General features: G+C 69.9%; 7 protein-coding genes. 4 read left to right on the top strand and 3 right to left on the bottom strand.

Annotation, left to right across the window (positions count from 1 at the left end; all coding sequences use genetic code 11):
• Window positions 1-55: 55 nt before the first annotated feature.
• Window positions 56-277, bottom strand: coding sequence for a hypothetical protein (locus tag AB0305_RS21510; RefSeq protein ID WP_290258140.1), 222 nt, complete (start codon window positions 275-277; stop codon window positions 56-58).
• Between the two features lie 217 nt (window positions 278-494).
• Between AB0305_RS21510 and AB0305_RS21505 the strand changes: the two genes are divergently transcribed.
• Entirely contained in the window at window positions 495-2603 is a 2109-nt protein-coding gene (locus AB0305_RS21505) for a DNA topoisomerase IV subunit B (protein WP_290258139.1), read from the top strand.
• A gap of 18 nt (window positions 2604-2621) precedes the next feature.
• Here the strand turns inward: AB0305_RS21505 and AB0305_RS21500 are convergent, their stop codons facing one another.
• Together AB0305_RS21500 and AB0305_RS21495 are read right to left on the bottom strand one after the other, a co-directional pair.
• Window positions 2622-3620: a M56 family metallopeptidase gene (locus AB0305_RS21500; RefSeq protein WP_364137778.1), complete on the bottom strand. Its 999-nt coding sequence runs from the start codon at window positions 3618-3620 to the stop codon at window positions 2622-2624.
• 5 nt (window positions 3621-3625) lie between these two features.
• Window positions 3626-4012, bottom strand: a complete 387-nt coding sequence (locus AB0305_RS21495) for a BlaI/MecI/CopY family transcriptional regulator (protein WP_364137776.1) — start codon at window positions 4010-4012, stop codon at window positions 3626-3628.
• 288 nt (window positions 4013-4300) lie between these two features.
• Here AB0305_RS21495 and AB0305_RS21490 point away from each other — a divergent pair, with 288 nt between their 5' ends.
• From AB0305_RS21490 to cydD, 3 genes are all read left to right on the top strand, one after another.
• Window positions 4301-5899 (top strand): cytochrome ubiquinol oxidase subunit I, encoded by a 1599-nt coding sequence (locus tag AB0305_RS21490; protein ID WP_364137774.1) that lies wholly within the window; start codon window positions 4301-4303, stop codon window positions 5897-5899.
• A 50-nt stretch (window positions 5900-5949) separates the two neighbouring features.
• Window positions 5950-6999 carry a cytochrome d ubiquinol oxidase subunit II gene (gene cydB / locus AB0305_RS21485; RefSeq protein ID WP_364137772.1) on the top strand — a complete coding sequence of 350 codons (1050 nt, stop codon included), beginning with the start codon at window positions 5950-5952 and terminating at the stop codon, window positions 6997-6999.
• A 6-nt stretch (window positions 7000-7005) separates the two neighbouring features.
• The coding region (cydD, locus tag AB0305_RS21480) for a thiol reductant ABC exporter subunit CydD (protein WP_366173977.1) at window positions 7006-9433 on the top strand (2428 nt) is incomplete at its 3' end.

Genomic DNA, 9433 nt, shown 5'->3' with positions numbered 1-9433 from the left:
GTTGAAACGACGAAGGGCCCCTCCGCAGTGGAGGGGCCCTTCGCAGGTGGAGGTCTTAGTCGACCGGAACCGGTTCCTTTTCATTGAGGCGGCCCGTCTCGTCGTGCCAGTCGGAGCTGAGCGGGCGAAGGTTCGGTTCAACGGCGCGTGCGTGGTGGGCGCAGAAGAGAAGCTCACCGCCGGAGGCTCCGAGGACAACGCGGACATATGCCTGAGCTCCGCAACGGTCACACCGGTCAGCGGTAGTGAGTGTGCGGTCCGCAACTGCTGTGGTCATGTTCGGCCTCCTTAGTAGATCGATACGTCTATATAACCAGCATTCGCTCCCAATCCATGGCACGGATGGGCCACTTTCGCTGTGCGCGTATCACGTCCCCGTAACGGCGTGCGCCGGGCCACATTCCGGCGGGGAGTGGCAACCAAAAGAGCGGCCCGCGGCCGACTACGCTAGGAAGAGTGTATTTTTCGCGTTTCACCGAAGGAGTTCCCCACCCGTGGCACCAAGTTCTGATTACACCGCCCGGCACCTTTCCGTGCTGGAGGGCCTGGAGGCCGTCCGCAAACGCCCCGGCATGTACATCGGATCCACGGACTCGCGCGGCCTGATGCACTGCCTCTGGGAGATCATCGACAACTCCGTCGACGAGGCCCTGGCCGGCTTCGGCCACGACATCAAGATCATCCTGCACGCGGACAACTCCGTGGAGATCCACGACGACGGCCGCGGCATCCCGATCGACGTCGAACCCAAGACCGGCCTCACCGGCGTCGAGGTCGTCTTCACCAAGCTGCACGCCGGCGGCAAGTTCGGCGGCGGCTCCTACACCGCCTCCGGCGGCCTGCACGGCGTCGGCGCCTCCGTGGTCAACGCCCTCTCTTCCCGCCTGGACGTCGAGGTGGACCGCGGCGGCAAGACCTACAAGATGTCCTTCCGCCGCGGCGAACCGGGCCGCTTCAAGGACCCCGGTACCCGCCCCGACCCGGCCGCGGTCTTCGAGCCGTTCGTCGACGGCTCCGTGCTCGACGTCGTCGGCAAGGCCAAGCGCGGCGTCACCGGCACCCGCATCCGCTACTGGGCGGACCGGCAGATCTTCACCCCGGACGCCAAGTTCTCCTACGAGGACCTCACCGCCCGCGCCCGGCAGACCTCCTTCCTGGTCCCCGGCCTCAAACTCACCGTGCGCGACGAGCGGAAAGTTCCGGGCACGCCCGGGGAGGCCGGCCCGCACGAGGAGGTCTTCCACCACGACGGCGGCATCTCCGAATTCGTCGAATTCCTCGCCGCGGACCCGGCGGTCACCGACGTCTGGCGGCTGCACGGCGCCGGCAAGTTCAAGGAGACCGTCCCCGTCCTGGACGAGCGCGGCCACAGCCAGCTCGCCGAGGTCGAACGCGACTGCGAAGTTGATGTGGCCCTGCGCTGGGGCATCGGCTACGACAGCACGGTCCGCAGCTTCGTCAACATCATCTCCACCCCGAAGGGCGGCACCCACCAGTCCGGCTTCGAGCAGGCCCTGGTGAAGACCTTCCGCAAGGCCGTCGAGGCCAACGCCCGGAAGCTCAAGGCCGGCAACGACAAGCTGGAGAAGGACGACATCTTCGCCGGGCTCACCGCCGTGCTTACCGTCCGCCTGGCCGAACCGCAGTTCGAGGGCCAGACCAAGGAAATCCTCGGCACCTCCGCGGTCCGGGCGATCGTCGCGAAGGTGGTGGAGCGGGAAATCAACGCCAAGCTCACCTCCGCCAACCGCAACGACAAGGCCCAGTCGGCGCTGCTGCTGGAAAAGGTCGTCAGCGAGATGAAATCCCGCATCTCGGCCCGCGTCCACAAGGAAACCCAGCGGCGCAAGAACGCCCTGGAAACCTCCTCGATGCCGACCAAGCTCGCGGACTGCCGCACGGACGACGTCGAACGCTCCGAACTGTTCATCGTCGAGGGCGACTCCGCGCTCGGCACCGCCAAACTGGCCCGCTCCTCGGACTTCCAGGCGCTGCTGCCGATCCGCGGCAAGATCCTCAACGTCCAGAAGGCCTCGGTGGGGGACATGCTCTCCAACGCCGAATGCGCCGCGCTGATCCAGGTGGTGGGCGCGGGCTCCGGCCGCAGCTTCGACATCTCGGCCGCGCGGTACGGCAAGGTCATCCTGATGACCGACGCCGACGTCGACGGCGCCCACATCCGCACGCTGCTGCTGACGCTGTTCTTCCGCTACATGCGGCCCATGATCGACGAGGGCCGCGTCTTCGCCGCCGTCCCGCCGCTGCACCGGGTGGAGGTCATCAACGCAGGCCAGAAGGCCAACGAGATGATCTACACCTACTCGGAGGCCGAGCTGCACCAGCTGCTGGGCCGGCTGGCGAAGGAGGGCAAGCGCTACAAGGAACCGATCCAGCGCTACAAGGGCCTGGGCGAGATGGACGCCGAGCAGCTCGCCGAGACCACCATGGACCCGCGGCACCGCACGCTGCGGAAGGTCCGGGTGGAGAACGCCCGCCAGGCCGAGGAGATCTTCGACCTGCTGATGGGCTCCGACGTCGCCCCGCGTAAGGACTTCATCATCGCCGGCGCCGCCAGCCTGGACCGGGAACGCATCGACGCCTAAGGCGCCACTGGCACCCTCCTAGCCGAGCAGGCCGGGCACAATCAGCAGCGCCGTCGGCGCCGCGAGCAGCAGGATGCAGGCCGCCAGCACCGCATAGCGCAGCCCCTGCGGCAGCGGTGGCTGGGGCGAGAGCAGCCGGCTGACCCGGGTCGCCGTCGTCACCATGGCACCGGCCCCGCCGGTGGCCCCGGGCTGGGCGCTGTCCGCCTCTGAACTGCCGAAGGCCATTCGCGCCGCCGGTGCCGCGCCGGGGCCGGTGCCCGTGGCCGAGCCGCTGGCCACGATGGCGATGGCCTTGATCAGCGTGGCCTTGCTCTCGGTCTTGAGCGCTACGTCGTCGGCCAGCATCTCGATCAGTGAGTTGACAGCCTCCTGCGCCAGCCGGGTGGTCGGCAGCCAGGGCAGGGCCTGGCGCCAGGCGGCAAAGGCCCAGAGGAGCAGGTGGTGCCGCTGGCTGAGGTGGGCGTTCTCGTGGCTGAGGACCGCCCGCAGCTCGCCGGGTTCCAGCGCCGCCATGAGGCCGTCGGAGAGGACAGTCACGGAGCGGGCGCCGCCGGGCAGGCAGTAGGCCACCGGGGAGTCGTGGCTGATCACCATGGTCCGGGCGGCCTCCGCCGACGGGGATGCCAGCAGGGCCAGGAGCTCACGGTGCCGCCGGCGCTGCCGCTGGATCTTGTAATAGGTCAGCAGCAGCGTGAAGACCAGGTGGGCGCTCAGCAACGCGGCCGCGGAGAGCGCGAAGATGTGCCAGAAGCCCAGATCGGTGGTGGGTTCGTTGCGGAACACCATGCCCGCCAGGCCGCGCAGGCCGGCGATCAGGTTGTCCCCGATGGGTTCCAGCCCGTAGACCAGCATGGCGCCGATCATGGACAGGCCACCGGCGAGGGCGATCGCCTGCCAGAGCAGCATCGCCGTCGAGGGGGAACGGGCCGGCCAGTGGGCGCGCGACAGGAGGATAGGCACCGGCCAGGCCAGCGCTATCGCCAGGACCGCCAGAAAATATGAGGTCCAGAACACCGCTGTTAGCTGTGGTCCAGCAGTTTGCGCAAAGTCTCGGCCTCGGTGGGCGAGACGGAGCCGATGAAGCGGGCCAGAACGGCCTCACGGTCAGGGGCGGAGCCGAGGACCTCGTGCATCAGTTCGGCGGTGTGGTCCGCGCGGCTGGACACGGCCTGGTAGCGGTGCGGACGGGTGCCGCGTTCACGCTCCACCAGGCCCTTGCGCTCCAGCCGGGAGAGGACGGTCAGGACCGTGGTGACGGCCAGGTCCTTGCCCTCGTGGCCCTCGGTACCGCCGGGGGTGCGGGTGCTTGTGGCCAGCAGGTCGCGCAGGGTGTTGGCCGTCGCGGCCTCCTGTCCCGCCCAGAGCAAGTCCATGACTGCCCGTTCCAGTTCCCCAAGACTTGCCATTGCCTGTGTCCTTCTAAGATGCCTCCCCGCCGGCACCTGCCGCGGGAGGTCGTTAATTACTACAGCTTTCAATTTACCGTTTTTTCGCTTGACTTTCTACATGCAGTAGAACAGGGCTCCGGGCGTGTCACGGTGGGTCGAGTGCGGGGCCCGGCGGCGGTCCGTTGCGGCCCGGGGTGAGCCGTGCCACGCTGGGTGCGTACGGTCCGGCCGATGTTCTACACTCTGTAGAAGTAGCAATTCTACGAACTGTAGAAAACTCTCGGGAACCTAACCAAAGGGACTGCCATGGACGCCTTGGAAATTGCACGCTGGCAATTCGGGATCACCACCGTCTATCACTTCATGATGGTGCCGCTGACGATCGGCCTGGGCCTGGTGGTGGCGGTGATCCAGACCCTCTGGTACCGCACCGGCAAGCCCGAATACCTCCGCATGACCAAGTTCTGGGGCAAGCTGTTCCTGATCAACTTCATCATGGGCGTCGCCACCGGCATCGTGCAGGAATTCCAGTTCGGCATGGCCTGGAGCGAGTACAGCCGCTTCGTCGGGGACGTCTTCGGCGCCCCGCTGGCCCTCGAGGCGCTGCTCGCGTTCTTCGTCGAGTCCACCTTCCTGGGCCTCTGGATCTTCGGCTGGAAGCAGCTCAAGCGCGGCGTCCACCTGGCCTGCCTCTGGATCGCTGTCATCGGCTCCGCGCTCTCGGCCTACTTCATCATCGTGGCCAACAGCTGGATGCAGCACCCAGTAGGTGTCGAGATGATCAACGGCCGCCCGGTCATGACCGACGCGTGGGCCGTGTTCACCAACAACACGGCCCTCGTGGCCGTGCCCCACACGCTCTTCGGCGCCCTCGCCGTCGCCGGCGCGTTCCTGCTCGGCATCGCCTGGTACCACCTGTGGCGCCGCCGGTATGACGGGATCGACACGGTCGGTGCCGACGGCCGGGTCATCCCCGGCGAGTCCACCGTCCCGGGCCGCGACCGTGCCGACCACGCCGTCTGGATCCGCTCGCTGCGGATCGGCGCCGTCGTCGCCATGATCTCCTTCGCCGGCACCGCCGTCACCGGCGACCTGCAAGGGAAGCTGATGTTCGTCCAACAGCCCATGAAGATGGCCGCCGCGGAGGCCGCCTGCCACGACGGGACCGGCTTCTCCATCCTGAGCATCGGCAACGTCGGCTCCAAGAACTGCGACGACGTCGTCGCCGTCATCGAGGTGCCGGGCCTGCTCTCCTTCCTGGCCAAGGGCGACTTCAGCACCGAGGTCAAGGGCGTCAACAGCCTGCTGGAACAGTACAAGGCCGACTACGGCACCCACCTGCCGGACAGCCCCATCTACGGCGACCGCGCCGGCAAGGAAATCCAGTACGTCCCCGTCATGGAGGTCACCTACTGGGGCTTCCGGATGATGATCGGTTTCGGCGGCCTCGCCGCGGCCGCTGCCGCCGCCGCGCTCTGGGCCACCCGCAAGGGCACCGTTCCGGCCTCCCGCGGCCTGATGCGGCTGGCCGTCTTCGGCATCCTGGCCCCCTTCGGCGCCAACGCCGCCGGCTGGATCTTCACCGAGATGGGCCGCCAGCCCTTCGTCGTCGCGCCCAACCCGGACGCTAGCGGCATCGACCAGGTCTTCATGTTCACCGCCGCCGCCGTCTCCCCGGGGGTGTCCGCCGGGGAACTGATCACCTCGCTGGTGGTGCTGACCGCCGTCTACGCGCTCCTGCTGGTGGTGGAGGTGAAGCTGCTGGTCAAGTACGTCCGCGGCGGCGTGGTGTCCGCCATGCCGGAGCTCGCGCACGTCCCGGCGGACGAGAACGAGGACAAGACGCCCCCGGGCGGCACTCCCGGAACGCCGGGCGCCGACGACGTCCTGGCCTTCGCCTACTGAGCGCCCCGCCCACCCCGTACCCGACCCGATACTGACAGAGGACACCCCGCATGGAACTGCTCCCCACGACCTGGTTCATCGCCATTGCGGTGCTGTGGACCGGCTACCTCTTCCTCGAAGGCTTCGACCTGGGCGTCGGCATGCTGATGAAGCTCTTCGCCCGGAACAACACCGAGCGCCGCGTGCTGCTGAACACCATCGGACCGGTGTGGGACGGCAACGAGGTCTGGCTGCTGACCGCGGGCGGGGCCACCTTCGCGGCCTTCCCGCTTTGGTACGCCTCGCTCTTCTCCGCCCTGTACCTGCCGCTGCTGCTGGTGCTGGTGGCGCTGATCTTCCGGGCCGTGGCCTTCGAGTACCGCGGCAAGGTGGACACCCCGCAGTGGCGCGCCCGCTGGGACTGGGCGATCGCCCTCGGCTCCCTGGTGGCGGCCTTCGGCGTCGGCGCCGCCCTGGGCCTGACCACCACCGGCCTGCCGGTGAATGCCAACGGTGACCGCGTGGGCGGCCCCTTCGCTTGGTTCAACGCCTACGCCGTGCTCGGCGGGCTCGCCGTCGTCGGCTTTTCCCTGGTCCACGCGCTGGCGTTCCTGGCGTTGAAGACCGACGGCGAGGTCCGGCACCGGGCGCGGCAGTGGTTCGTCCGGCTGCTGCCGGTGCTCCTCCTGCCCATCGCCGGCTGGGCGGTCGTCATGCAGTTCCAGGGCGGCAAGGCCTGGACCATCGCCGCCGTGGTGGCCGCCGTCGTCGCGGCCGCCGCAGCCTGGAACTTCGCCCGCGGCGGCGCCGAGGGCAAGGCATTCCTCTCCCTGGGCGTGTTCCTGGTCCTCGGCACCGCCTCGGTGTTCGGCGCCGCGTTCCCGGTGGTGCTGCCCTCCACCCTGGATCCGGCCTTCAACCTGACCATCTCCAACGCCTCCTCCTCCGACTACACGCTGGGCCTGATGACGATCGTCGCCTGCATCGGCCTGCCGCTGGTGCTCGCCTACCAGGCCTGGACCTACTGGGTGTTCCGGCGCCGGGTCAGCAGCGCCCACATCCCGGAGGCGCACAGCTTCCTGCCCGCCATCGCCTCCCGGGCCCTGGCGCCCAAGGACTAGGCGCCGATGAGACCGCAGTTCCCCTCCGGCCCTGCCACCCGCTCCGCGCTCTACCTGCTGGGGCTCCTCGCCGCCCTGAAGGCCCTGTCCCTGGTGCTGATGGGCCAGGCGGTCGCAGGCATGCTGACGGGACTGGCCGGCCACCAGGAGGCGTGGGCCGAACAGTTGGGCTGGGGCCTGGCCGGCGTGGTGCTGAGGGCACTCACCACGTGGGGACAGGCCGTCGCCGCGCGCCGTGCCGCGCTGGGGGTCAAGGAGGAGCTGCGCTCGCAGCTTCTGGAACGGGCCCTGCAGACGGGCACCCGCGCCGCCGGGCCGTCCGACGGCGGACTGGCGGTGCTCACCACGCGCGGACTGGACGCGCTGGATAACTACTACACGCAGTTCCTGCCGGCGCTGGTCAACTGCGCGGCCATCCCGCTGCTCCTGGGCGCCCGGATCCTCTTCGCCGACTGGGTCAGCGCCGTGGTGATCGTCCTGACCGTGCCCCTGGTGCCGCTGTTCATGATCCTGATCGGCCGGTATACGGAGGAACGGGTCCGGGAGGCGCAGTCCACGCTGGCCCGGCTCTCCGGCCACATGCTGGAACTGGCCAAGGGCCTGCCCGTGCTGGTGGGCCTGGGCCGGGCCAGCGCCCAGCGCAAGGCCCTGGAGGACATCTCCGAGGAATACCGGACCCGGACCATGGGCACCCTGCGCACCGCGTTCCTCTCCGCCCTGGCGCTGGAACTCATCGCCACCCTTTCCGTGGCCGTCGTGGCGGTGTTCATCGGCGTCCGCCTGGTCCACGGGGAGATGGGCCTCGAGGCCGGCCTGCTGGCCCTGATCCTCGCCCCCGACTACTACCTCCCGCTGCGCGAACTCGGCACCGCGCACCACGCCAGCGACGAGGGCCGTGCCGCGCTCGCCGACACCACCGAAGTGCTGGATGCCCCCCGGCCGGAGCCGCTGCTGCCGGCGGACGGCACTCCGGAGCCCGCTGCCGCTGTGCCTCCCGCTGTCGCCGTCAGCGGGCTGCGGGTGCGCTACCCGGGCCGAGACGGCGACGCCGTCGGGCCGCTGGACTTCACCGCGCCCGCGGGACGCATCACGGCCCTCGATGGCCCCAGCGGCGCCGGCAAGAGCACCATCCTGGGAGTGCTGGCGGGCACCATCGGTGCGGACACCGGGACGATCCTGGAAGGCCGCGTGTCCGGGTATGCGGCCGCCGACGTGGCGTGGGTGCCGCAGCACCCGGTCATGGTGGCCGACACGGTGCTGGATGAGGTGCTGCTGTACCTGGGCGGCGCGGACACGGCCCCGGACGACGCGTCCCGCGAGGCCGGGGCTAAGGCTAAGACTGAGGCGCGGCGCTGCCTTGCCGCCTGCGCGGCGGAACACCTGGCCGCGAAGCACCCCGCCGAGCTGAGTCCCGGCGAGTTGCGCCGGGTGGCCGTGGCCCGCGGCCTCGCACGGATCGCCGCCGGCGCCACCGTCCTGCTGCTGGACGAACCCACGGCACACCTGGACCGGACCTCGGCCGACGCCGTCAGCGCCGCCCTCACCGGGTTGCGCGGCCGGGCCACCGTGCTGCTGGTGGCCCACGACCGGCAGACCCGCGAACTGGCGGACACCGTGGTGCGGATCGGCGCGCCCGCGGCCGACGGCGGTACGACCGGCGGCGGTGCCGTAACGGCCGCGGCACCGGCATCCGCCGGCCCCGCAATGACCCGCCCCTCAACCGTGGCCGTAACCAGCCCAACTCCAGTCGATCGCCTCGCCGAGCGCGCCGTCCTGGCCGCCACGGGCCGTCCGGAACCCTCCGATGGCCTGAATTCCGACCGCGCGGATCAAACGAACGCCCCCTCGGCCTCCGTAGGGACCCCCGGCGCCGTCGCACGGCTGGGGAGGCTGCTGGCGCCGGTGGCCGGACGCTTCACCGCCGCCGGCGTCGTGGGCGTGCTGGCCGCGCTGTTCGCCGTCGCCCTCGCCGGCCTCTCCGGCTGGCTCATCATCCGCGCCAGCGAGCAGCCGCCCATCCTCTACCTGTTGACCGCCATCGTGGGGGTGCGCTTCTTCGGCGTGGGCCGGGCCGCGCTGCGCTACGCCGAACGGCTGCTGCTCCACGACGCCGTCTTCACCGCCCTGACCCGGCTCCGGGGCCAGCTGTGGGAGTCGCTGAGCCGCCGGGCCCTGTCACTGCGCCGCCTGCTGCAGGGTGGCAACGTCCTGGGTGCCGTCGTCGACGACGTCGACACCGTCCGGGATCTGCTGCCGCGCGTCGTGCTGCCGCCGCTGACCGCCGTCGCCGTCGCAGCCGCAGCCCTCACCGGGGTGGGGCTCCTGCTCCCGGAGGTACTCCCGGCGGTGGCCGCCGCCGCCGTTGCCAGCCTGGTGGCCGCACCGGCGCTGGCCCTATACGCCGACCGCAGGTCCGCCAGCGCCGAGCAGCGCC

The sequence above is a fragment of the Arthrobacter sp. NPDC080086 genome, assembly GCF_040702285.1.
The sequence above is the reverse complement of the archived record's forward strand: the minus strand, read 5'-3'. Positions and strand labels throughout refer to the sequence as shown.